Annotated in this window: 20 protein-coding genes; 11 read left to right on the forward strand and 9 right to left on the reverse strand. The window is 68.6% G+C overall.

The features are described from left to right. Positions 1 to 78 precede the first annotated feature (78 nt). Both ACFVYK_RS04545 and dnaB read right to left on the reverse strand, forming a co-directional pair. Entirely contained in the window at positions 79 to 1464 is a 1386-nt protein-coding gene (locus tag ACFVYK_RS04545) for a serine hydrolase domain-containing protein (RefSeq protein WP_389768386.1), read from the reverse strand. A gap of 196 nt (positions 1465 to 1660) precedes the next feature. Further along, positions 1661 to 3139, reverse strand: a complete 1479-nt coding sequence (gene dnaB / locus ACFVYK_RS04550) for a replicative DNA helicase (protein ID WP_389768388.1) — start codon at positions 3137 to 3139, stop codon at positions 1661 to 1663. Between the two features lie 460 nt (positions 3140 to 3599). On the opposite strand from dnaB, the gene ACFVYK_RS04555 reads away from it, so the two are divergent. Next, positions 3600 to 4937, forward strand: coding sequence for an MATE family efflux transporter (locus ACFVYK_RS04555; RefSeq protein ID WP_389768390.1), 1338 nt, complete (start codon positions 3600 to 3602; stop codon positions 4935 to 4937). Between the two features lie 126 nt (positions 4938 to 5063). Here ACFVYK_RS04555 and rplI read toward each other — a convergent pair whose 3' ends face one another. The 4 genes from rplI to rpsF form a co-directional block, all read right to left on the reverse strand. Then, positions 5064 to 5510 (reverse strand): 50S ribosomal protein L9, encoded by a 447-nt coding sequence (rplI, locus tag ACFVYK_RS04560; RefSeq protein WP_057609128.1) that lies wholly within the window; start codon positions 5508 to 5510, stop codon positions 5064 to 5066. A gap of 18 nt (positions 5511 to 5528) precedes the next feature. Next, positions 5529 to 5765, reverse strand: coding sequence for a 30S ribosomal protein S18 (gene rpsR / locus ACFVYK_RS04565; RefSeq protein WP_020130672.1), 237 nt, complete (start codon positions 5763 to 5765; stop codon positions 5529 to 5531). Positions 5766 to 5846: 81 nt separating this feature from the next. Next, the gene (locus ACFVYK_RS04570; protein ID WP_389768392.1) at positions 5847 to 6452 is read right to left on the reverse strand and encodes a single-stranded DNA-binding protein; all 606 of its coding nucleotides are present in this window, start codon (positions 6450 to 6452) and stop codon (positions 5847 to 5849) included. A 78-nt stretch (positions 6453 to 6530) separates the two neighbouring features. Further along, the gene (gene rpsF / locus ACFVYK_RS04575) at positions 6531 to 6821 is read right to left on the reverse strand and encodes a 30S ribosomal protein S6 (protein WP_006604399.1); all 291 of its coding nucleotides are present in this window, start codon (positions 6819 to 6821) and stop codon (positions 6531 to 6533) included. A 287-nt stretch (positions 6822 to 7108) separates the two neighbouring features. On the opposite strand from rpsF, the gene ACFVYK_RS04580 reads away from it, so the two are divergent. The 3 genes from ACFVYK_RS04580 to ACFVYK_RS04590 all read left to right on the forward strand — a co-directional run bounded on the left by ACFVYK_RS04580 (position 7109) and on the right by ACFVYK_RS04590 (position 9861). Beyond that, the gene (locus tag ACFVYK_RS04580) at positions 7109 to 7420 is read left to right on the forward strand and encodes a hypothetical protein (protein ID WP_389768394.1); all 312 of its coding nucleotides are present in this window, start codon (positions 7109 to 7111) and stop codon (positions 7418 to 7420) included. Between the two features lie 211 nt (positions 7421 to 7631). Then, positions 7632 to 8753, forward strand: a complete 1122-nt coding sequence (gene femX / locus ACFVYK_RS04585) for a peptidoglycan bridge formation glycyltransferase FemX (protein ID WP_389768396.1) — start codon at positions 7632 to 7634, stop codon at positions 8751 to 8753. Between the two features lie 76 nt (positions 8754 to 8829). Next, on the forward strand, positions 8830 to 9861 hold the full coding sequence (locus tag ACFVYK_RS04590) for an alanine racemase (protein WP_389768398.1): 1032 nt from the start codon (positions 8830 to 8832) through the stop codon (positions 9859 to 9861). A 113-nt stretch (positions 9862 to 9974) separates the two neighbouring features. Here ACFVYK_RS04590 and ACFVYK_RS04595 read toward each other — a convergent pair whose 3' ends face one another. Then, positions 9975 to 11474 carry a glycosyltransferase family 87 protein gene (locus tag ACFVYK_RS04595; protein WP_389768400.1) on the reverse strand — a complete coding sequence of 500 codons (1500 nt, stop codon included), beginning with the start codon at positions 11472 to 11474 and terminating at the stop codon, positions 9975 to 9977. 131 nt (positions 11475 to 11605) lie between these two features. Further along, positions 11606 to 14302, reverse strand: coding sequence for a transglycosylase domain-containing protein (locus tag ACFVYK_RS04600; RefSeq protein ID WP_389768402.1), 2697 nt, complete (start codon positions 14300 to 14302; stop codon positions 11606 to 11608). Between the two features lie 352 nt (positions 14303 to 14654). Here ACFVYK_RS04600 and ACFVYK_RS04605 point away from each other — a divergent pair, with 352 nt between their 5' ends. From ACFVYK_RS04605 to ACFVYK_RS04620, 4 genes are all read left to right on the forward strand, one after another. Further along, the gene (locus ACFVYK_RS04605; RefSeq protein WP_389768404.1) at positions 14655 to 15338 is read left to right on the forward strand and encodes a helix-turn-helix transcriptional regulator; all 684 of its coding nucleotides are present in this window, start codon (positions 14655 to 14657) and stop codon (positions 15336 to 15338) included. A 44-nt stretch (positions 15339 to 15382) separates the two neighbouring features. Further along, on the forward strand, positions 15383 to 16465 hold the full coding sequence (locus tag ACFVYK_RS04610) for an inositol-3-phosphate synthase (protein WP_389768406.1): 1083 nt from the start codon (positions 15383 to 15385) through the stop codon (positions 16463 to 16465). A gap of 93 nt (positions 16466 to 16558) precedes the next feature. Continuing rightward, positions 16559 to 17821: an MFS transporter gene (locus ACFVYK_RS04615; RefSeq protein ID WP_389768408.1), complete on the forward strand. Its 1263-nt coding sequence runs from the start codon at positions 16559 to 16561 to the stop codon at positions 17819 to 17821. Between the two features lie 125 nt (positions 17822 to 17946). Continuing rightward, on the forward strand, positions 17947 to 18462 hold the full coding sequence (locus tag ACFVYK_RS04620; RefSeq protein WP_389768410.1) for a hypothetical protein: 516 nt from the start codon (positions 17947 to 17949) through the stop codon (positions 18460 to 18462). A 111-nt stretch (positions 18463 to 18573) separates the two neighbouring features. Here ACFVYK_RS04620 and ACFVYK_RS04625 read toward each other — a convergent pair whose 3' ends face one another. Then, positions 18574 to 20040: a CCA tRNA nucleotidyltransferase gene (locus tag ACFVYK_RS04625; protein ID WP_389768412.1), complete on the reverse strand. Its 1467-nt coding sequence runs from the start codon at positions 20038 to 20040 to the stop codon at positions 18574 to 18576. Positions 20041 to 20299: 259 nt separating this feature from the next. Between ACFVYK_RS04625 and ACFVYK_RS04630 the strand changes: the two genes are divergently transcribed. The 3 genes from ACFVYK_RS04630 (at position 20300) to ACFVYK_RS04640 (ending at position 26969) form a co-directional block, all read left to right on the forward strand. Beyond that, positions 20300 to 22696, forward strand: a complete 2397-nt coding sequence (locus ACFVYK_RS04630) for a DUF6049 family protein (protein ID WP_389768415.1) — start codon at positions 20300 to 20302, stop codon at positions 22694 to 22696. A gap of 44 nt (positions 22697 to 22740) precedes the next feature. Next, a complete protein-coding gene (gene murJ, locus ACFVYK_RS04635; protein ID WP_389768417.1) occupies positions 22741 to 25056 on the forward strand; it encodes a murein biosynthesis integral membrane protein MurJ in 2316 nt (771 codons plus the stop codon). 194 nt (positions 25057 to 25250) lie between these two features. Then, on the forward strand, positions 25251 to 26969 hold the full coding sequence (locus ACFVYK_RS04640) for a protein kinase family protein (RefSeq protein ID WP_389768419.1): 1719 nt from the start codon (positions 25251 to 25253) through the stop codon (positions 26967 to 26969). The last annotated feature ends 4 nt before the right edge of the window (positions 26970 to 26973 follow it).

Below are 26973 nucleotides of genomic sequence, written 5' to 3' on the forward strand. Positions count from 1 at the left end.
CCCCTTCCGAAACGGAAAGTACCGGCTGCGGGGTGGCCGCTGTTTCACGTGAAACAGCGGCCTCCCCGCTGTGGGCGGTCAGCCGATCCCTCGCCAACCCGCCGGGTCGACGCCGCCGGGCACTGCGGCTCCCTTCTCGTACGGCTGACGCGTGAACACGAACGACCCCAGATCCAGGTGGTCCACACTGCCGTCCGTCCTCCGTTCCGCCTGCAAGAGTTCCCCCGCGTAGTAACCCTCCAGTCCGGTCCAGGTGCCGTCCCCGTTCGGCCGGAACCGGCTGCGCCGACCGCCGCCGGACAAGGGCCCCAGGGAGAGGAGCCCGTCGGCCGTCACCCGCAGCGCGACAGGGCTGGTCCCCCAGTACCACTGACCGGCCAACTCCATTACCGAGCTGTCGACTTCGCGCAGCGGACGCCAGGGCTCGGGGATCCGTGGCTCGGCCTCGGCGACGATGCCTACGAGATCGGCGGCCACCTGCGACGTCAGGGGGCCGGATGTGCAGTTCGCGAGCACGACCGCGGCAACGTCGTCCGCGACGCCGACCGTGAGCGTCGCCAGGAAACCCGGGACCGAGCCCGAGTGACCCACGAGCAGCCGTCCGTCCCGATGCTGGATCTGCAGCCCCAGTCCGTAGGACGCGCCGTCCGCCAGGTCCGCCGGTCCGGCCGGTGCCGCGGGCGTCCCCATCTCGCGCAGCGTCTCAGCGCTCAGCACCCGTTCGTCGCCCCGTGCCAGAAAGGCGGCGAACCGCGCGAGGTCGCCGCTGGTGGACCAGAGCTGACCCGCCGGCGCCATCCGTCCGAAGTCCTCGGCGGGCTCGGGCAGCATGACGTCGGCCCAGGGATGCACCGCCCAGCCGCCCGCGGCCGGAGCCAGCGCATGGACACTCGTGCGGTGCAGCCGCAGGGGCTCGAGGACCTCGCGCCGCAGCACTTCTGCCCAAGGCGCTGCGCGAAGCTGTTCCACGAGGGCCCCAAGAACGGTGTAGCCGGGGTTCGAGTAGTGGAACCGCCGGCCGGTGGGATGCGGCGCGTCCCGGTCGCCGAGGACGTCGGCGAGTTCGGGGCGCAGCGAGCCCGGGGTCCGCTCCCACCACGGGCCGGGTGTCTCGGCCGCCAGTCCGCCGGTGTGGGCCAGCAGTTCGGCGATCGAGACGTCGCCGACGCCCGTGCCGGGCAGGTGCTTCTCCAGCGGGTCGTCGAGGTCGAGCACTCCCTCGTCCCGCAAGCGCAGCACGAGGACGGCGGTGAAGGTCTTGGTGATCGAGCCGATCCGGTACTGCACGTTCTCGTCCGGGGCGTGTCCGTCGACCGAGGTCCGAGCCCCGTGCCACACGGTCCGGCCGTCCCTCACGACGGCGGCGACGAGGGACGGCGCCCGCCCTTCGGCCTGGGCCACGGCGATCCGGTGGAGCAGCGCACGCCGGGTGCCGGGCAGCAGCTCATCCTGAGGTGTCGTCATGGGGCCAGTCCACCCGGCCCCGCGACCGACGTCGAGTCCATTTCACCGAGGATCGCCAGGGTCTCGCCTCGCGGAGCAGTTCTGCCCTTCCCGCGCCTCGGTGAGTCGTGTCGGTCAGCGCGGCAGAGCTGACCCGGCGGCAAGGGTGATACCGGTCCGGCAGCGCGTATTCAGGACCCCCGATGACGGGACAGGATCAGGTCTGAGCCATGTCGACGAAGCGCGAATAGTGGCCCTGGAAGGCGACCGTGATCGTGGCCGTCGGGCCGTTACGGTGCTTGCCGACGATGATGTCCGCCTCGCCCGCGCGCGGGGACTCCTTCTCGTAGGCGTCCTCGCGGTGCAGGAGAATGACCATGTCGGCGTCCTGCTCGATCGAGCCGGACTCACGCAGGTCGGACACCATCGGCTTCTTGTCCGTGCGCTGTTCGGGACCACGGTTCAGCTGCGAGAGCGCGATGACGGGCACCTCGAGCTCCTTGGCCAGCAGCTTGAGGTTACGAGACATGTCCGAGACCTCCTGCTGACGGCTCTCGGAGCGCTTGGACCCTCCGGCCTGCATCAGCTGGAGATAGTCGATGATCACCAACTTGATGTCGTTGCGCTGTTTCAGCCGACGGCACTTCGCGCGGATCTCCATCATCGACAGGTTCGGGGAATCGTCGATGTAGAGCGGCGCGGAGGACACTTCGGGCATCCGGCGGGCCAGCCGGGTCCAGTCCTCGTCGGTCATCGTGCCGGACCGCATGTGGTGCAGGGCGACCCGGGCCTCAGCGGACAGCAGACGCATCGCGATCTCGTTGCGCCCCATTTCCAGGGAGAAGATGACGCTCGGCAGGTTGTGCTTGATCGACGCCGCGCGCGCGAAGTCCAGCGCGAGAGTGGACTTGCCCATGGCGGGACGGGCCGCGATCACGATCATCTGGCCCGGGTGCAGCCCGTTGGTGAGCGAGTCGAGGTCGGTGAAGCCGGTGGGCACGCCCGTCATCTCGCCGCTGCGCGAACCGATCGCCTCGATCTCGTCGAGGGCGCCCTCCATGATGTCGCCGAGCGGGAGGTAGTCCTCGCTGGTGCGCTGCTCGGTGACGGCGTAGATCTCCGCCTGGGCTCGGTTGACGATCTCGTCGACGTCGTCGTCGGCCGCGTATCCCATCTGCGTGATGCGGGTGCCGGCCTCCACTAGGCGGCGCAGCACCGCCCGCTCGTGGACGATCTCCGCGTAGTACTCGGCGTTGGCCGCGGTCGGCACCGTCTGGACGAGGGTGTGCAGATAGGACGCGCCGCCGACTTTGTTGATCTCGCCGCGCTTGGTGAGCTCGGCGGCGATCGTGATCGGGTCGGCCGGTTCGCCCTTGGCGTAGACGTCGAGAATCGCCTGGTAGATCTTCTCGTGCGCGGGCTTGTAGAAGTCGTGGCCCTTGAGCACCTCGACCACGTCGGCGATGGCGTCCTTGGACAGGAGCATGCCGCCGAGGACGGACTGTTCGGCGTCGAGGTCCTGCGGCGGCACTCGCTCGAAGGCGGTACCCCCGCCCTCCCACTCACCGCTGTCCCGCCCGCGGTCGTGCTGGTCGTCCCGGCCGCGGCCGCCGTCACCGCGTCGGCGGGAAGCGGGGAGACGATCACTGGGGCCGCTGTCGGCCCACGGGTCGTCCAAGGGCTCGGAAATGCTCACCGAGCCACCTCCTCCCGTCCGCCGAGAGCGGACCTCGCCGTGCCTCTTTTCTACGGCACGACACTGACAATCGAGATGCCCAACTCCGTTTGTGGTGCGTCGTTTTTATAAGGGTTTCTTCAGCCAACGGACGGAGCGGGCGCCGGACCACGGTAGGCCCGCGGGCACCTTCAGCCAATCTGGTTATCCACAGGCCATGTGGACGACGGCCCCGATGCTGTGGACAACCCTGCGAAACCTGTGCACGACCCGGTGGACAGTGCTGTGAACAAGCCCTCTACTTTTCTTTTCGGCGCTCTGTGACCTGCGGTTTCCTCATCCACCGGCTGTGCAGAAGAAAAAGTTGCCCAGTCGGGCCAAGATCTCTTCGAACGGAACGCGAGCATGTGCGTCACGCACACACAAGTAAGGGGCACAAGGCAATTGCATCTCTTACCTGTGGACGATTAGATTAGTGCTCATGACACAGGCTCCCGCGCCCCTCAAGGCCACCCGACGACAGCACGATCGAGAGATCCTCGCACTGGCCGTCCCGGCCTTCGGCGCGCTCGTCGCCGAGCCGCTGTTCGTCATGGCCGACAGTGCGATCGTGGGGCATCTGGGCACCGCTCAACTGGCCGGCCTCGGCGTCGCCTCCGCTCTCCTGACGACAGCCGTCAGCGTCTTCGTCTTCCTCGCCTACGCCACCACCGCGGCAGTGGCCCGTCGGGTAGGCGCCGATGACCTTCCCGCGGCCATCCGGCAGGGCATGGACGGCATCTGGCTGGCGCTTCTGCTCGGCGCCGCCGTGATCGCAGGCGTCCTGCCCACCGCCCCAGCACTGGTGGGACTCTTCGGCACCTCGGACACAGCGGCCTCATACGCGACCACCTATCTCCGCATCTCGGCACTCGGCATCCCCGCCATGCTCGTCGTGCTGGCCGCCACCGGCGTCCTGCGCGGCCTCCAGGACACGAGATCACCGCTGTATGTCGCCGTGGCGGGCTTCGTCGCCAACGCGGGTCTCAACGCTGCTCTCGTCTACGGTGCCGGCCTGGGCATCGCCGGTTCCGCCTGGGGCACCGTCATCGCCCAATGGGGCATGGCGGTGGCCTACCTCGTGCTGGTGGTCCGGGGAGCCCGTCGCCACGGTGCCTCCCTGCGGCCCGACGCCGCGGGCATCAGGGCCTCAGCCCAGGCAGGCGCCCCCCTCCTGGTCCGCACCCTCTCCCTGCGGGCAATCCTGATGATCGCCACCGCCGTGGCCGCTCGCCTGGGCGATGACGACATCGCAGCACACCAGATCGCTCTGGGCCTGTGGAGCCTGCTCGCGTTCGCCCTGGACGCCATCGCCATCGCGGGACAGGCCATCATCGGGCGATATCTCGGGGCGGACGACGCCCGGGGCGCCCGCGGCGTCTGCCGCCGGATGGTCGAGTGGGGCATCGCCGTGGGTGTCCTGCTCGGCCTGCTGGTGGTGATCGCCCGGCCCCTGTTCCTGCCGCTTTTCACCCGCGATCCGGCGGTTGAGGACGCAGCGCTGCCGGCTCTTCTCGTGGTGGCGCTCTCCCAGCCCGTGTGCGGCATCGTCTTCGTGCTGGACGGTGTCCTGATGGGAGCGGGAGACGGGCCCTATCTGGCCTGGGCGATGGTGCTCACGCTGGCCGTCTTCACTCCGGCGGCCCTGTTGGTACCGGTCTTCGGCGGCGGCCTCACCGCGGTGTGGGGGGCGATGACCCTGATGATGGTCGTGCGGATGCTGACTCTCTGGCTGCGGGCCCGATCCGGTCGATGGGTCGTCACCGGTGCCGCTCGCTGACCCGTTTCACGTGAAACGGGTGATCGCAGCCAGGACCGCCGTTTCACGTGGAACAGAGCAAGCGGAAGGGGGCCGCACCTCATGGGTGCGACCCCCTTCGCAGCTCTTTCGAGCCGTGCGCAGCGATCAGGCCGCGACAACCTCGATGCTGACCTTGGCGGCAACCTCGGGGTGCAGACGCACGGACGTCTCGTGGGCGCCCAGCGTCTTGATCGGCGAACCGAGCTCGATGCGGCGCTTGTCGACCTCGGGGCCACCGGAAGCCTTGATCGCCGAAGCGACGTCGGCCGGGGTGACGGAACCGAAGAGACGACCGGCGTCGCCGGAGCGGACGGCCAGACGGACCTTGACGCCTTCGAGCTGGGCCTTCACAGCGTTGGCCTGCTCGATGGTCTGGATCTCGTGGATCTTGCGAGCACGACGGATCTGCTCGACGTCCTTCTCGCCACCCTTGGTCCAGCGGATCGCGAAGTTCCGCGGGATCAGGTAGTTGCGAGCGTAACCGTCCTTGACGTCGACGACGTCGCCGGCGGCACCGAGGCCAGAGACCTCGTGGGTGAGGATGATCTTCATTTGTCGGTCACCCTTCCCTTATCGCGCCTGGGCGGTGTAGGGCAGCAGCGCCATCTCACGGCTGTTCTTGACGGCCGTGGCGACGTCACGCTGGTGCTGCGTGCAGTTGCCGGTCACGCGACGGGCACGGATCTTGCCGCGGTCGGAAATGAACTTCCGCAGCATGTTCGTGTCCTTGTAGTCCACGTACGTGACCTTGTCCTTGCAGAATGCGCAGACCTTCTTCTTAGGCTTGCGCACAGGCGGCTTCGCCATGGTGTTTCTCCTGTGTGATCAAGAAGTTGGGATACGACCCGCCTTCGACCCGAGCAGACCCGGACAACCGGGCCCGCCGGCCTAGAAGGGGGGTTCGTCCGAGTAGCCGCCGCCGCTGCCGCCGCTGCCGCCGGAGTTTCCACCCCAGCCGCCGCCACCGCTGCCGCCCTGGTTGCCGGCGGCAGGAGCGCCGCTCGCCCAGGGGTCGTCGGCAGGTGCGCCGCCGCCCTGCTGGCCGCCGCCGGAGTTTCCACCCCAGCTGCCGCCGGCCTGGCCGCCACCGCCGCCGCCGTAGCCACCCTGGCCGCCCTGTCCACCGCGGCCGGAAGCCTTGGTGACCTTGGCAGTGGCACTGCGAAGGCTGGCGCCGACTTCCTCGACGTCCAGCTCGTAGACCGTGCGCTTGACGCCCTCACGGTCCTCGTAGGACCGCTGCTTCAGCCGGCCCTGCACGATCACGCGCATGCCTCGCTGGAGCGACTCCGCGACGTTCTCCGCCGCCTGACGCCAGACCGAGCACGTCAGGAACAGGCTCTCGCCGTCCTTCCACTCGTTCGTCTGGCGGTCGAAGGTGCGGGGAGTGGACGCGACACGGAACTTCGCGACCGCCGCACCGGAGGGGGTGAAGCGCAGCTCGGGGTCGTCGACAAGATTGCCGACGACCGTGATGACGGTCTCGCCTGCCATGGGGGAACCTCTCGGCGGGTTTGCTGCTGGCTGCTAGTGCTGCTACTCAGAATCCCGAGATCAGCTGAGCTCGTGAGCTCAGTGGGTCTCGGGACGGAGGACCTTGGTCCGGAGGACCGACTCGTTCAGGTTCATCTGGCGGTCGAGCTCCTTGACGACCGCAGGCTCGGCCTGCAGGTCGATGACCGAGTAGATGCCCTCGGGCTTCTTCTTGATCTCGTACGAGAGACGACGACGGCCCCAGGTGTCGACCTTCTCCACCTTTCCGTTGCCCTCACGGACGACGGAGAGGAAGTTCTCGATCAGCGGGGAGACAGCGCGCTCCTCGAGATCGGGGTCGAGGATGACCATCACCTCGTAATGACGCATGTGGAACCCACCTCCTTTGGACTCAGCGGCCACGGTCGATCCGTGGCAGGAGGGTTGTGATGCGTAAGCAACGGTATCGGCCACCACTGACAATCGGGGGTCGGCGGGCGACTTCCCCAGTCTGAGCTGGGTGGACTCCCTGGCTCTGGCTCGGCAGACACCGGTGCAGAGGGTACAGACTACCTGCACACCGGCTTCCGGTTGAAATCCGGCGTGGTTCACCGTCAGTCTGTACACGTCGGGTGTGTATGGCGCTACGATGCGCCGCCTTCCGCAGGAGGTGCCCCATGGCACAGGCATTGCGACCCAACACCGCCGGTTCCCTGTTCGCCACCGACGGCAAATCCCATCCGCTCCAGGACACTCTGCTCGCGGTGACGCTGGTGCTCGGTGTGACGGCCTTCGTCACGTCGTTCTTCCACAGCCTTCATCTGCTGAGTTCCTGGACCGGTCTGGTGGGAATCCTGACCGGCGCGTACGGGCAGTGGATCTCCGAGACCACTCGCGAGCGCTTCGGCCTGATCCTCGGTCTCGGTGCCGCGGGCGTCGGTTTCTTCATCGGCATGGCGCACGGCGGCCTGTTCGGCGGAATGTGGTGACCCCACCGGTGCCGACCCCGGCACCGCAGCCGCCGTCCTCGCCGAAGGACGCGTAGAACGCCTACGAACGCACACGGAACGCCCCGGTCGCACCCGAGCCGGGGCGCAGGTGGCGTACGCCCAGTGAGGCCGCTCGCACGGCGCAGTAGGCTTCGGCGCGAGAGCCGGAGCCCCTACCCATGGGGACACCCCAGCCCGAGGAGCGCCCCGAATGAGCCTGACCCTGAGGACGATCAGCCGCGAGCAGCATCTGGCATACATCCAGAGCCTGCCGTCGGCGAGCCACATGCAGGTTCCGGCCTGGGCCGACGTCAAGGCCGAGTGGCGTTCGGAGAACCTCGGCTGGTTCGACGAACGAACCGGTGAACTGGTCGGCGCGGGTCTCGTCCTCTACCGCCAACTGCCCAAGATCAAGCGCTACCTGGCCTATCTGCCCGAGGGCCCGGTCATCAACTGGTACGCGCCGAACCTGACCGAGTGGCTGGAGCCGATGCTGGCGCACCTCAAGCAGCAGGGCGCCTTCTCGGTGAAGATGGGCCCGCCGGTGATCATCCGCCGCTGGGAGGCCACGTCCATCAAGGCGGGCATCCAGAACCCGGATGTGAAGCGACTGCGCGACATCGAGGCCGACTTCATCGAACCGCGCGCCTTCGAGGTGGCCGACAAGCTGCGCCGCATGGGCTGGCAGCAGGGCGAGGACGGCGGGGCCGGCTTCGGCGACGTCCAGCCGCGCTACGTCTACCAGGTACCGCTGGCGAACCGCTCCCTCGAAGAGGTCCACAAGAACTTCAACCAGTTGTGGCGACGTAACATCAAGAAGGCCGAGAAGGCCGGCGTCGAGGTCGTCCAGGGCGGCTACCACGACCTCGAGGAGTGGCAACGGCTGTACGAGATCACGGCGGTCCGCGACCACTTCCGGCCGCGCCCCCTGTCGTACTTCCAGCGGATGTGGACGGCCCTCAACACCGAGGACCCCAACCGGATGCGGCTGTACTTCGCCCGCCACAATGGCGTGAACCTGGCGGCGGCCACGATGCTCATCGTCGGCGGTCACGTCTGGTACTCCTACGGCGCCTCCGACAACATCGGCCGTGAGTTCCGTCCCTCGAACGCGATGCAGTGGCGCATGCTGCGGGACGCCTACGCGCTCGGCGCCACCGTCTACGACCTGCGCGGCATCTCCGACTCGCTGGACGAGACCGATCACCTCTTCGGCCTGATCCAGTTCAAGGTCGGCACGGGCGGGCAGGCGGCGGAGTACCTCGGCGAGTGGGACTTCCCGCTGAACAAGCTGCTCCACAAGGCGCTCGACATCTACATGTCCCGCCGCTGACGTCACGTTCAGTGCTTCCATCCTTCTGACGCACCTCCCCCACACGGCAGCCACGAGAAAGGTCCCGGGTCCGGCCATGGCGCTCACGCTCTACGTCGACACCGCGCGCTGGCGGGCGCACCACAAGCACGTGCAGGAGCAGTTCCCGGGGCTCGTCCCGGTCTGCAAGGGCAACGGCTACGGCTTCGGGCACGACCGGCTGGCGGAGGAGGCCACCCGGCTGGGCGCGGACGTCCTCGCGGTCGGCACGACGTACGAGGCCGCGCGCATCAAGGACTTCTTCGGCGGCGACCTGCTGGTGCTGACGCCCTACCGGCGCGGTGAGGAGCCTGTGCCGCTGCCCGACCGGGTGGTGCGCTCGGTGTCGTCGGTGGACGGCGTGTACGGCCTCGTGGGTGCTCGTGTGGTCATCGAGGTGATGTCGTCGATGAAGCGGCACGGCATCAGCGAGCAGGACCTGCCGCAGCTGCACTCCGCCATCGAGAACGTGCGGCTGGAGGGCTTCGCCATCCATCTGCCGCTGGACCGCACCGACGGTTCCGACGCCGTCGAGGAGGTCATCGGCTGGATGGACCGGCTGCGCGCGGCGAGGCTGCCGCTGCACACGATGTTCGTCAGCCACCTCAAGGCCGACGAACTCGCCCGGCTCCAGCAGCAGTTCCCGCAGACCCGCTTCCGCGCGCGCATCGGCACGCGGCTGTGGCTGGGGGACCACGAGGCCACCGAGTACCGCGGCGCGGTCCTGGACGTCACCACGGTCGCCAAGGGCGATCGGTTCGGCTACCGGCAGCAGAAGGCGGCCTCGGACGGCTTCCTGGTGGTCGTGGCGGGCGGTACGTCGCACGGGGTGGGTCTGGAGGCTCCCAAGGCCCTGCACGGCGTGATGCCGCGCGCCAAGGGCGTCGCCCGGGCCGGCCTCGCCACCGTGAACCGGAACCTCTCGCCGTTCGTCTGGGGCGGCAAGCAGCGCTGGTTCGCCGAGCCGCCGCACATGCAGGTCTCCATCCTGTTCGTGCCCTCCGACGCGCCGGAGCCGCACGTCGGGGACGAGTTGGTGGCCCATCTGCGGCACACCACCACGCAGTTCGACCGGATCGTGGATCGCTGAGCGCTCACGGGCAGCAGGGGCAGCACCCCGGCAGACAGCGAAGAGGCCGTGCGCGGATTCCGCGTCCGGCCTCTTCCGTGTCCGGGGTCAGTGCCGGACGGCACGTTGTTCGCTCACAGCGAACTGTCGGCGGCGTCCTGCTTGCCCCACTCCACCTGCGGCCCGTCGAAGTGGGAGGCGTGCCGGGGCGGGTGCGCCGCGGCGCCGAGGACGAAGACGTCTTCCGCCCCGTCGAGCACGCCTCCCGAGGGATCGTCCTCACCGGCTCGGCGCACCACGTCCCGTTCCGGCATCAGGATGTCGCGGACGACCACACCGCACAGGTAGAGCGTCCCCACCAGGTGCACGGCGATGGCCCAGTGGTAGCCGTCGGTCGGCAGCCCCTTGTGGGCCTCTCCGCTCATCGTGTAGGCGAGGTACATCCAGATGCCGAGGAAGTAGGCGACCTCGCACGCCTGCCAGATCAGGAAGTCCCGCCACTTCGGCCGGGCCAGCACCGCCAGCGGCACCAGCCACAGGACGTACTGCGGGGAGTAGACCTTGTTGGTGACGATGAAGGCCGCCACGATCAGGAAGGCCAGCTGGGCGAAGCGGGGACGGCGGGGGGCGGTCAGGGCCAGGACCGCGATGCCGACGGCGCACAGCGCGACCAGGAGCGTGGCGAGGGTGTTGACGCTGTCGGTGGTGAGCGGGTCGCTGGAGTTCTGGGCCAGGATCAGCCAGAAGGAGCCGAAGTCGACGCCCCGCTCCTGGCTGAACCGGTAGAACTTCGACCAGCCCTCGAAGGCGAAGAGCATGACCGGCAGGTTCACGACCAGCCAGGAGACGACCGCGCCGCCCAGCGCCTTGCCGAAGTCCCGCCACTTGCCCGCGCGCCAGCAGAGCACGAACAGGGGGCCGAGGAGGAAGACGGGATACAGCTTGGCGGCCGTCGCAAGCCCCAGCAGGATCCCGAAGGCCAGCGACCGGCTCCGGGACCACATGAGCATCGCCGCGGCCGTCAGGGCGACCGCCAGGAGGTCCCAGTTGATGGTCGCGGTCAGCGCGAAGGCGGGCGCCAGGGCGACCAGCAGCCCGTCCCAGGGACGTCGGGTATGTGTCCGGGTCACGCAGACGGCGATGACGGCCGCGCACGCCATCAGCATCCCGGCGTTGACGATCCAGTACCACTGCTCCTGGTCCTGGATGCTGCCCCCACCCGGGGTCAGCCAGTTGGCCACCTCCATGAACACGCCGGTCAGTACCGGGTACTCCAGGTAGTCCATGTCGCCGGGGAGCTTGTCGAAGTACGGCACGAGTCCGTCGGCGAAGCCGCGCCCCTGGTAGAGGTGCGGGATGTCCGAATAGCAGGCGTGCGTGTACTGGGAGGTGGCTCCGAAGAACCAGCCTCCGTTGTAGCAGGGCGCCTTCTGGATCAGACCGAGGGCGAACATCCCGATCGCCACGAGCGCGACGATCCGCACGGGAGTCCACCAGGACGTCCCCAGCAGGGCCCGTCGGCCGAGAGGGCCGCCGATCAGCTCGCTGCCGGCCGCGGCCACCGGATCGTCGCTGGTCGGCTTTACCGGGTCCGGCTCGTACACGCGCGCCGGAGAGGATTCTGCACTGGGCATGGGCGCCATCCTGCCGTACCGAACCAGGAAAACGCCGAGGACCGCCCCACCCGGTCCGGTGGAGCGGCCCTCGTTTCACGTGAAACATGCGCATGTTTCACGTGAAACACGCAACCTGGACAAGAGTACGGTTACCCGCCCGGACCTCCGAAGAAGCCCCCGTTGGCGTTCCCTCGGTTGTCGCCCTCCGTCTCGGAGGCGCTCGGTGACGGGCTCGTTTCGCCCGCACCGCCGTTGCCGTTGCCGTTGCTGTTGCCGTTGCCGTTGCTCGTCCCGCCGTCGTTCTGGCAGCCGAAGAACTTGTTGCAGGTCTCCGACGCGGACGGCGAGGGCTCGACTGCGGACTTGCTCGGCGACGGGGACGGAGACGGTTCCTCCTCCTCGGTCTCGCTGACCGAAGGCGTCGGAGTCGGCGACGGTTCCGCATTGACGATCTCGCCGATGGGCTGAGGCTCCGGGAAGTCCTTCGCCGGTGTGCCCTTCAGCGCCTCGAGCATGTAGTCGTGCCAGATCTGCGCGGGGAACGAGGCACCGTGGATCTTCTTCTGGCCACCCGTTCCGAACATCTTCAGGAACGTACGGTTCTTCTTCGACTCGTCGTCGTCGTACCGGAACATGGTGACCGCGGTCGACAGCTGCGGGGTGTAGCCCACGAACCAGGCCGACTTGTTGCCGTCCGTGGTACCGGTCTTGCCCGCCACCTCACGGCCCGGCAGTTGGGCGTTGGTGCCGGTGCCCTTCTCGACCACGGTCTTCAGAACGTCGGTCACGTTGTCGGCGACCCTCTCCGTGAACGCCTCCGTCGACTGCGTCTGGTGCGTGTAGATCTGGCCCTTCTCACTCGTGACCTTCTCCACGGAGTACGGATCGCGCTGCTTGCCGCTGGCGGCGAAGGTGGCGTACGCGCCGGCCATCCGGATCGCGCTCGGGTCGGAGATGCCGATCGAGAACGACGGGAAGCCGCTGTTGGTCAAGCTGGAATCCTTCAGGCCTGCGCTCCTGGCGGACTCCTTCACCTTGTCCAGGCCGACGTCCATGCCCAGTTGCACGAAGGCGGAGTTCACGGACTCCCGCATGGCCTCCCGCAGGTCGATCTTGTACTTGGGCGGCTCCCCCAGGGAGACGTTGCCGTCATTGGTCTGGAGCCACTCCTCGCCCTTCTCGTTCTTCCAGATCGAACCGTCATAGTTCCTGATCTTGAGCTTGTTCTGTCCGCTGAACAGGCTCTTGGGCGAGACGATGGTGCGCTCGTCCTGCGCCTGCGAGGATCCCAGTTCGGGGTTGCGCACGCCCCAGGTCATCGCGGCCGCCAGCACGAACGGCTTGAACGTCGAACCGACCTGGGCGCCGGTCTGGTCAGCGTTGTCGGTGAAGTGCTTGGTGGCGTCCTCGCCGCCGTAGACGGCCCGGATGGCGCCGGTGGCCGGCTCCACGGAGGCCCCGCCGAACTGGACGTGGGTGTCCGTGTCCGGGCGCTGCTTCGGTTTGATGTTGGCGTCCTGGACCTTCTTGACCGACCGCTCCAGCTGAGCGACCTTGTTCCTGTCGAAGGTCGTGTAGATCGAGAAGCCGCCCCGCTGCAGAGCGTCCTGGGTGACCCCGGTCTTCTCGCTGTTGGTCACCAGGTACCCGTTGGCGAGATCGACGAGGTAGCCGACCTGGCCCTTCAGGTCGGTGTTCGAGCGGGGGTTCTGCCACTTGGGGAGCGTCGTGTACTTCGCCCGCACCTCGGCCTTGAGATGGCCGTACTCCACCATCTTGTCGAGAGTGTCCTGCATCTGCAGCAGGGCCCGCTTGCTGTTGGCCGCGGGCGTGGCGCCGACCGAGTCGACGGACGTCGCGCCGGCCGGGTCGTAGTACGTGGCGCCCTTCAGCATGGCCGCGAGGAACGCGCACTCACCCGGGTCGAGCTTGATCGCGTCCTTGTCGAAGTACGCGTGTGCCGCCGCCTGGATGCCGTAGGCGTTCCGCCCGTAGTAGGCAGAGTTCAGGTACCCGGCCATGATCTGGTCCTTGTCGACCTCCGCGCCCACCTTTATGGACACGAAGATCTCCTTGAACTTCCGGGAGAGCGTCTGCGACTGGTCGTTCAGCATCGCGTTCTTGACGTACTGCTGGGTGATGGTCGAGCCACCCTGCGTCTGTCCGCCCCGGGCCATGTTGAACACGGCGCGGGCGATGCCCTTGGGGTCGATGCCGCTGTCGTCGTAGAAGGTCTTGTTCTCCTGCGAGATCACCGCCCAGCGCATCTCCTCCGGGATCTGCGAGAGGTCGATGTTCTGACGGTTCGTCTCCCCACCGGTGGCAACCATCTGGCTGCCGTCCTTCCAGTAGTAGACGTTGTTCTGCGCCGTGGCCGTCTTGGCGACGTCCGGGATGCCCACCATGGCGTACCCGATGCCGGCCACGGCGACCAGACTGCCGACGAAGCCCACGAACAGGCCCGCGACGAGCTTCCAGGAGGGCGTCCAGCGCTGCCAGCCGTCCTTGTCGGCGCGCGGATAGTCGATCAGGCGCTTCCGGTCGGGCGCCGAACGCCCTCTGCCCCGTCCGGGACCGGTCGGGGCGCCGCGGCGGCCCGCCGCGGGCTCGGCTGATCTACGCCGACCGCCGTCCAGGTTCCTCTGGGAAGCGCGTCGGGCGTCGGCGCGGCTGCCGGTCGGCTGCTCCTCGCTCCCGGATCCTTGGCCCAGCCCGTAGTCGGCAGGAGATCCGGTGGCGCCTCGCGGTGCCGCGCGGCGGCCGGAGGACGGACCGGACTGGCCGCGTCGGGCCGCGGCACGTCCGCCTCCCTGCGGCTGCGGCGGTTTGCGACGGTGCTCGCTCATCGAACGATTACTCCTCGGGCAGGCGCATCCGTGCGCGCCTGGAAAAGGCGGCTGGTTTCCTGTCCCCCCGAAGTACGGATGCGGTCGGTCGCGCATTCATCCGTACTTCACCGAGGACCTCGACGCCCCCCGGCGTCTCATGGGTCCCGGTGGTCTGCATGGCGCACAGACTACGCACCGCCGAAACCCGTCCGGCCCCGAAGTTCACCCCAAATCAGGCAACTCGCCTGCAACGAATCGGTGATGTGATCCCGTTCACCATCCCCGCTCTTGTCGCATGCGGAAGGCCGTTCTATCGTCTAGATGTATCGAGTCGATACATCAGCGCGGCATAAGCCGAGAGGAGGCGACCATGAGCCGGCGTTCCGGGATCCTTGAGTTCGCCGTCCTCGGCCTGCTGCGCGAGTCCCCCATGCACGGCTATGAGCTGCGCAAACGGCTCAATACGTCGCTGGGCGTGTTCCGTGCCTTCAGCTACGGCACGCTCTACCCCTGCCTCAAGACGCTGGTCGCCAACGGCTGGTTGATCGAGGAGCCGGGGAGCACCCCGGAGGACGCCCTCGCAGCTCCACTCGCAGGGCGACGCGCCAAGATCGTCTACCGGTTGACGGCGGAGGGGAAGGAGCACTTCGAGGAGCTCCTCTCGCAGACGGGTCCCGACGCGTACGAGGACGAGACCTTCGCCGCTCGTTTCGCCTTCTTCGGCCAGACGTCGCGCGATGTCCGCATGCGCGTGCTGGAGGGCCGTCGCAGCCGGCTGGAGGAGCGTCTGGAGAAGATGCGCGCCTCCCTGGCCCGCACCCGGGAGCGCCTCGACGACTACACGCTTGAGCTCCAGCGCCACGGAATGGAGTCCGTGGAGCGCGAAGTGCGCTGGCTGAACGAGCTCATCGAGAGCGAGCGGGCCGGACGGGACCTCAAGGGTTCACCGTCCGGGGGGTCCGCTCAGCAGAACACCACATCTGGATCGACGGGCGGCCTGCCCCGTCCCGGAGACATCTCCGAGACGGATACGCCCGACGAAACCGCCACGTGAGCGCCCGCTCAGGGCCTCACTCGTACACACAGGGAGCAACCGGAATGGGTTCGGTTCGCGTAGCCATCGTCGGCGTGGGCAACTGCGCGGCGTCACTGGTGCAGGGCGTCGAGTACTACAAGGACGCCGACCCGGCGTCCAAGGTCCCGGGCCTGATGCACGTGCAGTTCGGGGAATACCACGTCGGTGACGTCGAGTTCGTCGCCGCCTTCGACGTCGACGCGAAGAAGGTCGGCCTCGACCTCTCGGACGCCATCGGTGCCAGCGAGAACAACACCATCAAGATCTGCGACGTCCCGAACAAGGGCGTCACGGTGCAGCGCGGTCACACGCTCGACGGTCTCGGCAAGTACTACCGCGAGACCATCGAGGAGTCCGCCGAGACGCCGGTCGACGTGGTCCAGGTCCTCAAGGACAAGCAGGTCGACGTTCTCGTCTGCTACCTGCCCGTCGGTTCCGAGGACGCGGCCAAGTTCTACGCCCAGGCCGCCATCGACGCCAAGGTCGCCTTCGTCAACGCCCTTCCGGTCTTCATCGCCGGCACCAAGGAGTGGGCGGACAAGTTCACCGAGGCGGGCGTCCCGATCGTCGGCGACGACATCAAGTCCCAGGTCGGCGCCACCATCACGCACCGTGTGATGGCGAAGCTGTTCGAGGACCGCGGTGTCCGTCTCGAGCGCACGATGCAGCTCAACGTCGGCGGCAACATGGACTTCAAGAACATGCTGGAGCGCGACCGCCTCGAGTCCAAGAAGATCTCCAAGACGCAGGCCGTCACGTCGCAGATCCCCGACCGCGACATGGGCGCGAAGAACGTCCACATCGGTCCCTCGGACTACGTGGCCTGGCTGGACGACCGCAAGTGGGCGTACGTCCGCCTCGAAGGCCGCGCCTTCGGCGACGTCCCGCTGAACCTGGAGTACAAGCTCGAGGTCTGGGACTCCCCGAACTCCGCGGGCGTCATCATCGACGCCCTGCGCGCCGCGAAGATCGCCAAGGACCGCGGCATCGGCGGCCCCATCCTGTCGGCGTCGAGCTACTTCATGAAGTCCCCGCCGGTGCAGTACTTCGACGACGAGGCCTACGCCAACGTCGAGAAGTTCATCCGCGGCGAAGTCGAGCGCTAAGCCGACCCCGCACGGAAAATCGCTCCTGCCAGGGCTGAGAAGAGTCCCCGGGTCATATGACCCGGGGACTTCCCCGTGTGTGAGGCTGTGCCCATGGCCGTCGTCCGTGATCTTCGCGTTCTGCTGCGCCTGAGGAACTTCCGGCGCCTGCTCGGCGTACGGCTGCTCTCCCAGTGCGCGGACGGCGTCTATCAAGTCGCGCTCGCCACCTACGTCGTGTTCTCCCCGGAGAAGCAGACCTCGGCCACCGCGATCGCCTCGGCCATGGCGGTCCTGCTGCTGCCCTACTCGCTGATCGGCCCCTTCGCGGGCGTCCTTCTGGACCGCTGGCGTCGCCGGCAGGTGCTGGTGCACGGCAATCTGCTGCGGTCCCTGCTCGCGTCGGCCACAGCCCTCCTGATGGTCGGCCAGGTACCGGACTGGCTCTTCTACGCCTCGGCGCTGTGCGTCACCGCGGTGAACCGGTTCGTCCTCGCCGGCCTGTCGGCGGCTCTGCCGCGCGTGGTCGACGGCGAGCGGCTGGTGACGGCCAACTCCCTGTCCCCGACGGCCGGGACACTGGCCGCGGTAGCGGGCGGCGGCCTCGCCTTCGTCGTCCGGCTGGTGGTCGCGGACACCGACGCGGCGGTGGTGCTGCTGGCCTGCACGCTGTATCTGTCCGCCGCGCTGGCGTCCTTGTCGATGGCCGCGGATCTGCTCGGTCCCGACGACGGTCTCGGCCGGCCCGGACTGGCGGCCGCGCTCAGGGGCACCGCCCAGGGCCTGTCGGCCGGTGTCCGGCACCTGGCCGAGCCGAAGCGCAGGAAGGCTGCCTGGGCGCTTGCCTCGATCTCGCTGATGCGGTTCTGCTACGGCGCCCTGACCGTCATGGTGTTGATGCTGTGCCGGTACGCCTGGTCGTCCGATCCGGACGACGGGCTGGCGCTCCTGGGAGTCGCGGTGGGCGTCTCCGGTGTCGGCTTCTTCGTCGCGGCGGTGGTGACTCCCTGGGCGGCGGGCCGGCTGGGTCCGATCCGCTGGATCGCCGTCTGCGCCGCGGTCGCCGCGGTTCTGGAACTCGTCCTGATGCTTCCGTTCGCTCAGCTCACCACTCTCGTCGCCGCTTTCGTGCTGGGGATGGTCACCCAGGGCGCGAAAATAGCCACCGACACCGTCGTCCAGTCCTGTGTGGCGGATGGCTACCGCGGCCGGATCTTCTCCCTCTATGACGTCCTGTTCAACGTCGCCTTCGTCGGCGCTGCGGCTGTCGCCGCGCTGATGCTGCCCGCTGACGGACGCTCAGCAGCGCTGGTGGTCACAGTCGCCGTTATCTACGGAGCGGTTGCTGGCGCTATGGCCCGCTTTGGTCGTCGGTAAGTGTCACATCAATGACACAGACCCCTTCTCGGCTACAAGGTTGTCAGTGGGGCCCGGTAACTTACGTGCGTCTTACTTCGCGAGTGATTTCGCGCCACGTCCACGTTTTTCTAGGGGGACCCCAAGTGTCGACTCCGCCGCCCCAGGGCCAGAATCCGTTCGCGCAGCCGGGCCAGCAGCCCTACGGCCAGCCCGAGGGTCAGGCCCCGTACCCGCCGCAGGGCGGCTACCCCCAGCAGCCCGGTCAGCCCGGCTACCCCACCGCTCCTTACGGCGCGGTCCCGCCGGAGCAGCCCCGCCGCAAGGTCAGCTTCAAGCTGATCAAGAACATCGTCATCGTGCTCGCGGTCGCCGGCGTGGCCATCGGCGCGTACATATCGAGCCGGGACGACGCCAACACCGCGGCGGTCGGCGACTGCATGCACCGCGGCAACAAGAGTGACAACGACCCGGACCTCGAGGTGGTCAAGTGCGACTCCTCGCAGGCGCAGTACATCGTGCTGGCGAAGATCGACGGCACGTACACGCAGCTCACGGCCGACAGCAAGTGCGAGGAAAAGGCCAAGGACTTCCAGTACTCGTACACCGAGAGCGGTGACGGCACCAACTTCCTGCTCTGCCTGAAGGACTACAAGAAGTAGGTCAGTGACGGAAAGGGGCGGTGTTTCACGTGAAACACCGCCCCTTCGCATGTCCGGCCGCCGCATCGAGCGAGCCATGTTTCACGTGAAACACGACCCCGCCTCCTGGGCTCACTCCTGCTGGGCCCACCACTCCTTGAGGGCCGACACCGCAGCGTCGTGCTCCATCGGACCGTTCTCCAGGCGCAGTTCCAGCAGGTGCTGGTACGCCTTGCCGATGGCGGGGCCGGGGCCGACGCCCAGGATCTCCATGATCTGGTTGCCGTCCAGGTCGGGGCGGATGGCGTCCAGCTCTTCGCGTTCCTTCAGCTGGGAGATGCGTTCCTCCAGCCCGTCGTAGGCCCGGGAGAGCGTGACCGCCTTGCGCTTGTTCCGCGTCGTGCAGTCGGAACGCGTCAGTCGGTGAAGCCGTTCGAGCAGCGGCCCGGCGTCGCGTACGTACCGCCGCACCGCGGAGTCCGTCCACTCGCCCGTGCCGTACCCATGGAAGCGCAGGTGGAGTTCGACCAGACGTGAGACGTCCTTCACCAGCTCGTTGGAGTACTTCAAAGCCGTCATCCGCTTCTTCGTCATCTTCGCGCCCACCACTTCGTGGTGGTGGAAGGAGACGCGCCCGTCCTTCTCGAAGCGACGCGTACGCGGCTTGCCGATGTCGTGCAGCAGCGCGGCGAGCCGCAGAACGAGGTCGGGCCCGTTCTCCTCCAGGGCGATGGCCTGCTCGAGAACGATCAGGGTGTGCTCGTAGACGTCCTTGTGCCGGTGGTGCTCGTCGCTCTCCAACCGCAGCGCGGGCAGCTCGGGCAGCACCCGGTCGGCGATGCCGGTGTCGACCAGCAGCGAGAGCCCCTTGCGCGGGTGCGCGGAGAGGATCAGCTTGTTCAGCTCGTCCCGGACCCGCTCGGCCGAGACGATCTCGATGCGGTCGGACATCTCCTTCATCGCCGTGACGACGTCGGGGTCGACCTCGAAGTCGAGCTGGGCGGCGAAGCGGGCGGCGCGCATCATGCGCAGCGGATCGTCCGAGAAGGACTCCTCCGGGGTCCCCGGGGTGCGCAACACGCGTGCCGCGAGGTCGTCGAGGCCGCCGTGCGGGTCGATGAACTCCTTCTCCGGAAGCGCCACGGCCATGGCGTTCACCGTGAAGTCCCGGCGCACGAGGTCCTGCTCGATGGAGTCGCCGTACGACACCTCGGGCTTGCGCGAGGTGCGGTCGTACGCCTCCGAGCGGTAGGTGGTGACCTCGATCTGGAAGCATCGATCGACGTCTCCCACCCGGGCGTCCTTCTGGACGCCGACGGTGCCGAAGGCGATCCCGACCTCCCACACGGAGTCCGCCCACGGCCGCACGATCTTCAGGACGTCCTCGGGCCGGGCGTCCGTCGTGAAGTCCAGATCATTGCCGAGCCGACCGAGCAGCGCGTCCCGGACCGAGCCGCCGACCAGGGCGAGAGAGAACCCGGCCTCCTGGAAACGGCGTGCGAGGTCGTCGGCGACAGGGGCGACCCGCAGCAGCTCGCTCACGGCGCGGTGCTGCACCTGGCTCAGGACACTGAGGTTGTCTTCGTTGGCGTTCGGCACAACAGAAGAGGGTACGTGGCCGCGCGAGCCGAGGCGGCCCGGTTTTGCCACGGGAGGACACCTGCCCCGATAAGCAGGCAAGGGGGACTCGCGGCCACCCATAGGGGGCCTCCTCTTCATACGCGTACATAGCGGACGATCCGACCTTCTTCCACGATCTTGTGGAGCAGTCCGCGGCACTTCCCCTCAGCGCACATCGTTACCATGCGTGGACGCACATTCCGACGACCACTGACGACGACGAGGGACGGGCGAACGCGTGGCCGAGGCGGCAGACTTCCCGGGGATGACTCCCTCACCTGCCCGCCGGTGGCTGCGGCGCACCGGCGTACTGCTCGCCGGGGCGCCCCTGCTGGCCGGTCTTCTCCAGCTGCCCGCCGCCACCGCGCAGGCCGCCGGTCAGGCCACTGTCAAGGAGGACTCCGACGAAGGCACGGTGGCCGTCTCCGTCGACTCGCTGACGCCCGCCGCCCCCACCGACGGGGACACCCTTACCGTCTCGGGCACGGTCACCAACCAGGGCAAGCAGGACGTGACGGCCGCCCATGTGGATCTGCGGGTGGGTGACGCGCTCGCCACCCGCTCGGCGATCGACAGGGCCGCCAAGCGGCCGGACGCCCTCCCCGCAGACGACGGCTCCACGGTGGGCGGCAAGTACGTCGCCAAGTTCACCAAGCTCACACCCGGTGTGGCTGAGCACTTCAGCATCTCCGTCCCGGTCGACAAGCTCGACCTCGGCAAGGACGGGGTCTACCCGCTCGGAGTCGCCCTCTCCGGCGAGACGTCCGCGCAGCCGTGGGACCAGGTCCTGGGCGTGCAGCGGACCTTCCTTCCGTGGCAGGCCGACGAGGCGGACACCAGGACGCCGACGACCGTGCTGTGGCCGCTCGTGTCCACCGTCCACATGACGGCGGAGACAGGCTCGAACGCGCAGCAGACCCCGGTCTTCCTCAACGAGGACCTGGCCAAGGAGATCGCTCCGGGCGGCCGCCTGGACCAGATGGTGACCCTGGGCAAGGAACTCGACGTCACCTGGGTGATCGACCCGGACCTGCTGGCGTCCGTCGACGCCATGACAGGCAGCTACCGCATCCGGGGTGACGACGACACCACGACAGCCGGAACCCAGCAGGCCGTCGCCAAGCAATGGCTCGACGAACTGCAGGCCGCGGTCACCGGCAAGGAGGTCGTCGCACTGCCCTTCGCCGACCCCGACCTCGCCTCGCTGGCCCACAACGGCACCGGTGTCGCCGGCTCCCTGAGCCAGCTCAAGGAAGCCACCGACGTCGCCGCCACCACGGTGGAGACGGTGCTCCACGTGACCCCGAGCACCGACTTCGCCTGGCCGGTGGAGGGCGCCGTCGACCCGTCGATCGTCAAGGTCGCGACCTCCGCCGGCGCCGACAAGATCATCGCGCGCAGCGACAGCCTCGCCGAGACCGGCGACCTCTCCTACACCCCCTCCGCGGCCCGCCCCATCGGCGGCGGAACCACGGCGGTGGTCGCGGACTCGCGGCTGTCCACGCTGTTCGAGGGCGACCTGAGCAAAGCCTCCGCCTCCACGCTCGCCGTCCAGGAGTTCCTCGCGCAGAGCCTGGAGCTGGGTCTGCAGACGGACAAGCAGCGCAGCATCCTCGTGGCCCCCCAGCGCATGCCCACGGCCGGCCAGGCCCGGACGCTCGCGGAAGCCGTCACCCGGCTCCAGGGCGGCACCTGGGCCCAGCCCCAGCAGCTCGCGGCGACCGCCAAGGCCAAGCCCGATCCGGCCGCCAGCACGAAGGTGCCGTCCAGGTCGGCCTACCCGGCCTCGCTGCGCAAGCGGGAGCTGCCCCGGTCGGCCTTCGAGGAGATCGCGGACACCCAGGACAAGCTCGACAACTTCAAGGTGGTCCTCGCCAACGAGGCCAGGGTGGTGACCCCCTTCGGGCGGGCCCTGAACCGGGAGATGTCGACGTCCTGGCGCGGACGCGGCCCCGCGGCGAGCACGTTCCGCCAGAGCGTGCGGGCCTACCTCGACACGCTGACCGGCCAGGTCAAGCTGATCGACAAGTCGGAGACGAAACTCTCCGGACGCAGCGCCACGATCCCGGTCACCGTGCAGAACAATCTGGTGCAGGGCGTCGACCACCTGGTCCTGCGGCTCACCTCCACGAACCCGACGCGTCTGGAGATCTCCGGCGAGCCCTACGCGGAACAGCCGATCACGGTCTCCGGGGGCCATACGACGACGGTGAAGTTCACCACGTCCGCCAAGGTCAACGGCCAGACGACGGTGATCGCCCAGCTGTACACCGAGGACGGCCAGGAGTACGGGTCGGCGGTGACCTTCGACGTGAAGGTCACCGAGATCACGGCCACGGTGATGCTGGTCATCGGCGGCGGCGTCCTGCTCCTGGTGCTGGCCGGGTTCCGGATGTACACCCAGCGCAAGCGTGCCGCCGCCCGCGAGGCGGAGGGGGCAGACGAGGACGCCCCCGCCGAGGGCGACGAGCCCGCGGACGACCCGCAGAACCCGGCGGGGCCCCAGGACCGTCTCAGGGAAGAGTCCGGCCCGTCAGCCGGGGCAGACGACCCGGAGCAGCCGAGTGACGAGAGCCCGGACACCGAAGCGGAAAGCGCAGACCCGTCCGGCACGGGTGAGAGAGTGGACCGTTGAGGATGTCGTGGCCGGTGGGCCCGGGACGATGAGGTGGGGTAACCATGAACGCGCCGTACGACGCTGACCGCGGCCGGGCCGCGGGCGGCTCGGGGCATCCCGAGGGCCCGCCGCCCGAGCAGAACCAGGTGCCGCCGCAGCACCCCGCGGACATGTACCTCCAGGACGCCTACGACCAGGACCCCTACCAGGCGCAGGACCTCACCGCGCAGGACCCGGTCGCCGAGGCGCTCTACGACCGCGCCGCACACCCCCCGCCGCCCCCGCAGGCCTACGAGCCGCCCCAGCCCCTCTACGGCCGGCCCGCGCAGTCCCCGTACGCCCCCGACCCCCATGTGTGGGCCCAGACCCCTGCGCCCGAACCGGAGGGCCCCACCCAGTACCTGCCGTACGGAGACGACCCCCGCACCACCCAGTTCGTCGGCGTCGACGACCTGGTGACGCACTCCGGTGAGCAGCAGCACCAGCCGGACGCCTTCGCCCACCTCTTCCGCGACCAGCAGCAGAGCGGCTACCAGCAACAAGCCGGCCCTGCGCAGAGCGACTCCCGTCCGTCGGCGGAGCCGTCGGCCATGCCCGGCCCCGCCCAGCCGCACGGCGGGCCGGCAGCACCGCAGCACTACCGGGAGCCGGTCGCCGCCACGCCCGCGATCGACCAGACCATGAACCTCACCGCGACGCCCGACGCAGCGCCGGCCCCGGCCACCGCGGCGCCCGCCCCGAAGAAGGGCGGTCGCGCGTCGGGACTGCTGAAGTCCAGCGCCGTCATGGCGGCGGGCACGATGGTCTCCCGCCTCACCGGCTTCGTCCGCTCCGCGCTGATCGTCTCCGCACTGGGCGTCGGCCTGCTCGGCGACACCTTCCAGGTCGCCTACCAGCTGCCGACGATGATCTACATCCTCACCGTCGGCGGCGGCCTCAACTCGGTCTTCGTCCCGCAGCTCGTGCGGGCCATGAAGGAGGACGAGGACGGCGGCGAGGCCTACGCCAACCGCCTGCTCACGCTGGTCATGGTGGCGCTGGGCGTCCTCACCGTCGGCGCCATCGTCGCCGCCCCCGTCCTGATCCGTCTGCTGTCCGACTCGGTCGCCAGCGACCCGGCGGCCAACCAGGTCGGCATCACCTTCGTCCGCTACTTCCTGCCCTCGATCTTCTTCATGGGCGTCCACGTGGTGATGGGTCAGGTCCTCAACGCGCGCGGGAAGTTCGGCGCGATGATGTGGACGCCGGTCCTCAACAACATCGTCATCATCGTGACGCTGGGCATGTTCATCTGGGTCTACGGCACCGCCGCCGACTCCGGCATGAAGGTCACGACCATCCCGCCGGAGGGCGAGCGGCTCCTCGGCATCGGAGTCCTGCTCGGCCTGGTCGTCCAGGCCCTGGCGATGATCCCGTACCTGCGGGAGACCGGGTTCCGGCTGCGGCTGCGCTTCGACTGGAAGGGCCACGGTCTCGGCAAGGCGGCCACGCTCGCCAAGTGGACCGTCCTGTTCGTGCTGGCCAACCAGGCCGGCGCACTCGTCGTGACCCAGCTGTCCACGTCGGCCGGCAAGGACTCGCCGGTCGACGGCACGGGCTTCGCCGCCTACGCCAACGCCCAGCTGATCTGGGGCCTGCCGCAGGCCATCATCACCGTCTCCCTGATGGCCGCCCTGCTGCCCCGCATCTCGCGTTCGGCCGCCGAGGGCGACGGCGGCGCGGTCCGCGACGACATCTCGCAGGGTCTGCGCACCACGGCCGTCGCGATCGTGCCGATCGCCTTCGGCTTCCTCGCGCTCGGCATCCCGATGTGCACGCTGATCTTCGGTTCCTCGGGCACCAGCGAGGCCACGAACATGGGCTTCATGCTGATGGCCTTCGGCCTCGGCCTCATCCCCTACTCCGTGCAGTACGTCGTCCTGCGCGCCTTCTACGCCTACGAAGACACCCGCACCCCCTTCTACAACACGGTCATCGTCGCCGCGGTCAACGCGAGCGCCTCGGCGGTCTGCTACTTCGTCCTCCCCGCCCGCTGGGCCGTGGTCGGCATGGCTGCGTCCTACGGTCTGGCGTACGCGATCGGCGTGGGCGTCGCCTGGAACCGGCTGCGCAAACGGCTCGACGGCGACCTCGACGGCTCCCACGTCCTGCGGACGTACGCCCGGCTGTGCATCGCCTCCGTGCCAGCCGCCCTGATCAGCGGTGCGGCCTGCTACGGCATCGGCCACAGCCTGGGCCAGGGCGTCATCGGTTCCTTCGCCGCGCTGCTGGCCGGCGGGGCACTTCTGCTCGGCGTCTTCTTCGTCGCCGCCCGCCGTATGCGCATCGAGGAGCTCAACTCGCTGGTCGGCATGGTGCGCGGGCGCCTGGGGCGCTAGGGACCGCCGGACGGACCGGGTCCGGGGAAGGGAGCGCCGCCCGATGCACGAAGGTGAGCGAGGGGCAGTCGCACAACCATCGTTCGCCACCGTGTGTCGTGCATAGCGGCGGACTGTGGGCACAATTGGGTTCGGCGTCGGACGGCGCGCACGAGGTCGCACGGCGCGCACTGAATGGGGAGGCAGGAACGACGGTGGCAGAACGGAGCACAGCTGCCGTCGACGTGGCAGACAACAGCGGTGACGAGCCGCTGACCGCACAAGCGGGCCAGTCCACGGCCGACGGGGTGGTCAAGAACCGGGAGCAGGACACGGACAGCGACGAGGCACAGGGGAGTGGCGGGGCGGAGCGTCCCGGGAAAGCCTCACCGCCGGAACTGCACAGCGGCCACAAGCTCGCCAGACGCTACCGTCTCGAAGAGTGCGTCACCCGTCTGGACGGTTTCAGCAGTTGGCGGGCCGTCGACGAGAAACTCCGCCGTGCCGTGGGCGTCCACGTCCTGCCCGCGGACCACAACCGGGCCCGTTCGGTGCTGGCCGCGGCGCGCTCCTCGGCGCTGCTGGGCGATCCCCGCTTCGTCCAGGTGCTGGACGCCGTGGAGGAGAACGACCTCGTCTACGTCGTCCACGAGTGGCTGCCCGACGCCACCGAGCTGACCACGTTGCTCGCGGCCGGCCCCCTGGAACCGCACGACGCCTACCAGATGGTCAGTCAGATCGCCTCCGCGATGGCCGCGGCGCATCGGGAAGGCCTGGCGCATCTGCGGCTCAACCCGAACGCCGTGCTGCGGACCTCCTCGGGGCAGTGGCGCATCCGCGGCCTCGCAGTGAACGCCGCCCTGCGCGGCATCACCACCGACGCCCCCCAGCGCACCGACACCGAGGCGATCGGCGCGCTGCTGTACGCGGCGCTCACCCAGCGCTGGCCGTACGAGAACGACGCCTACGGCCTGTCCGGACTGCCGAAGGACATCGGTCTGATCGCCCCCGACCAGGTGCGCGCGGGCGTCCACCGGGGCCTGTCGGAGCTGTCCATGCGCGCGCTGGTCAACGACGGTGCGACCGCCTCCCGACACGAGTCCGCCTGCACCACCCCGGAGGAGCTGGTGAAGGCGATCGGGGAGATGCCGCGCATCCGGCCGCCGGAGCCCGCTTTCACCGCACCGCCGGAGTACCAGCGCACGACGTACCAGCAGGGCTCCTACGGTCGGCCGGCGACGCACCCCGGCGTCACCCAGCAGGTCACGGCCCCGCCGCCCCCGCTGCAGAGCCGTACCGGCAAGGCCCTGAAGTGGGCGGTCTCCGCCCTCCTGATCGCCGCCCTCGGCCTGGGCAGCTGGCAGCTCGCTGACGCCCTCATGAACCAGCGCAACTCCGACGACCCGAACCGGACGCAGACGACGGACGAGGGCGACAAGAACAGCAGCGCGCCCAAGCCGGTCCAGCAGCTGAAGATCAAGGACGCAGCCGAGTACGTGGTGAGCGGCAGCGCCCAGCACCCCGGCGACGTCGGTGAGACCTACGACAGCGACAGTTCGACGTACTGGCGGACGGCCAGCTTCATCGGTGGTCCGAACCTCGCGCCCTACAAGCCGGGCGTGGGCATCGTGTACGACCTCGGCTCAACGCAGGAGATCTCCAAGGCGGCCATAGGGCTCTACTACGGCGGCGACCACACCACCGTGAACCTGTACGCCGCTGACTCCCTGAACCCGTCACCGAGCGCCCTGAACTCGATGACGAAGATCGGCACACTCACCACGACCGGAACCACCGCCACGGTGAAGGCGTCCAAAGCGGTCAAGACCCGGTACGTGCTCATCTGGCTCACGGCTCTGCCGTACGCTGCCGGCGACCAGTACAGCGACGGCGGCCACAAGCAGGGCATCACCGACGTGAAGTTCACGGGTTGACGTC

This window comes from Streptomyces sp. NPDC058291 (assembly GCF_042880855.1).
Lineage (GTDB): Bacteria > Actinomycetota > Actinomycetes > Streptomycetales > Streptomycetaceae > Streptomyces.

What these genes read in the sequence shown, in the direction of transcription:
- ACFVYK_RS04545 (WP_389768386.1), bottom strand. Translation starts at nt 1,464, where the DNA reads ATGACGACACCTCAGGATGAGCTGCTGCCCGGCACCCGGCGTGCGCTG.
- ACFVYK_RS04555 (WP_389768390.1), top strand. Translation starts at nt 3,600, where the DNA reads ATGACACAGGCTCCCGCGCCCCTCAAGGCCACCCGACGACAGCACGAT.
- rplI (WP_057609128.1), bottom strand. Translation starts at nt 5,510, where the DNA reads ATGAAGATCATCCTCACCCACGAGGTCTCTGGCCTCGGTGCCGCCGGC.
- rpsR (WP_020130672.1), bottom strand. Translation starts at nt 5,765, where the DNA reads ATGGCGAAGCCGCCTGTGCGCAAGCCTAAGAAGAAGGTCTGCGCATTC.
- ACFVYK_RS04570 (WP_389768392.1), bottom strand. Translation starts at nt 6,452, where the DNA reads ATGGCAGGCGAGACCGTCATCACGGTCGTCGGCAATCTTGTCGACGAC.
- rpsF (WP_006604399.1), bottom strand. Translation starts at nt 6,821, where the DNA reads ATGCGTCATTACGAGGTGATGGTCATCCTCGACCCCGATCTCGAGGAG.
- ACFVYK_RS04580 (WP_389768394.1), top strand. Translation starts at nt 7,109, where the DNA reads ATGGCACAGGCATTGCGACCCAACACCGCCGGTTCCCTGTTCGCCACC.
- femX (WP_389768396.1), top strand. Translation starts at nt 7,632, where the DNA reads ATGAGCCTGACCCTGAGGACGATCAGCCGCGAGCAGCATCTGGCATAC.
- ACFVYK_RS04590 (WP_389768398.1), top strand. Translation starts at nt 8,830, where the DNA reads ATGGCGCTCACGCTCTACGTCGACACCGCGCGCTGGCGGGCGCACCAC.
- ACFVYK_RS04595 (WP_389768400.1), bottom strand. Translation starts at nt 11,474, where the DNA reads ATGCCCAGTGCAGAATCCTCTCCGGCGCGCGTGTACGAGCCGGACCCG.
- ACFVYK_RS04600 (WP_389768402.1), bottom strand. Translation starts at nt 14,302, where the DNA reads ATGAGCGAGCACCGTCGCAAACCGCCGCAGCCGCAGGGAGGCGGACGT.
- ACFVYK_RS04605 (WP_389768404.1), top strand. Translation starts at nt 14,655, where the DNA reads ATGAGCCGGCGTTCCGGGATCCTTGAGTTCGCCGTCCTCGGCCTGCTG.
- ACFVYK_RS04610 (WP_389768406.1), top strand. Translation starts at nt 15,383, where the DNA reads ATGGGTTCGGTTCGCGTAGCCATCGTCGGCGTGGGCAACTGCGCGGCG.
- ACFVYK_RS04615 (WP_389768408.1), top strand. Translation starts at nt 16,559, where the DNA reads ATGGCCGTCGTCCGTGATCTTCGCGTTCTGCTGCGCCTGAGGAACTTC.
- murJ (WP_389768417.1), top strand. Translation starts at nt 22,741, where the DNA reads ATGAACGCGCCGTACGACGCTGACCGCGGCCGGGCCGCGGGCGGCTCG.